The 721-nt window shown below is 71.0% G+C and carries 1 protein-coding gene; it reads left to right on the top strand.

Translation table 11 applies throughout. The features are described 5' to 3' along the window. Nucleotides 1–173: 173 nt before the first annotated feature. On the top strand, nt 174–721 hold a 548-nt coding region (locus A5695_RS15370), incomplete at its 3' end, for a saccharopine dehydrogenase NADP-binding domain-containing protein (RefSeq protein WP_197515505.1).

The following is a 721-nucleotide window of genomic DNA, read 5'->3' as shown; positions in this document are numbered from 1 at the left end:
TCGCACCGGCGTGCGCGGTGAGGAGCAGATCGGGGGGGCCTATAATGTGCTCCCCTCGCCGGGCATCGGCGCCGGGCGGGTCTGCGTACGCCGCGGCTTACCCTCCCACCAATATGTAGTGCCGGGCCTTGGGCCCGGCACTACTTATCTGCGGGTCCGGTAGCGTCGGGCGCGTGACCGCAGCGCAGCGCGAGTTCGACATCGTGTTGTACGGGGCGAGCGGCTTCGTCGGGAAGTTGACCGCCGAGTACCTGGCACGGACGGGGCCGGGCGCGCGGGTGGCGCTGGCCGGCAGGTCACCCGAGCGGCTGCGGGCCGTCCGCGACACACTCGGCGAGTCCGCGCAGTCCTGGCCGCTGATCGCCGCCGACGCCTCGTCGCCGACGACGCTGAACGAGATGGCGGCCCGCACCCAGGTCGTCATCACCACGGTCGGCCCCTACACCCGCTACGGGCTCCCGCTGGTGGCCGCCTGCGCCGCGGCGGGCACCGACTACGCCGACCTGACCGGTGAGCCTCCCTTCATCCGCAACAGCATCGACCAGTACCACAAGCAGGCCGCCGACACCGGCGCGCGCATCGTGCACGCGTGCGGCTTCGATTCCGTTCCCTCGGATCTGACGGTGTACGCGCTTTACCTCGCGGCGCGCGCCGGTGTCGGCGGCCTGCTTGTGGTACTGGTCGATGCTGTTGCGGATGAAGGGAGGCTCACCGGTCAGGT

The sequence above is a fragment of the Mycobacterium sp. E1747 genome (assembly GCF_001667775.1).
In the GTDB taxonomy this organism is placed as follows: Bacteria; Actinomycetota; Actinomycetes; order Mycobacteriales; family Mycobacteriaceae; genus Mycobacterium.
Note: the sequence above shows the minus strand (reverse complement) of the source record. Positions and strands in the feature narration are given on the sequence as shown.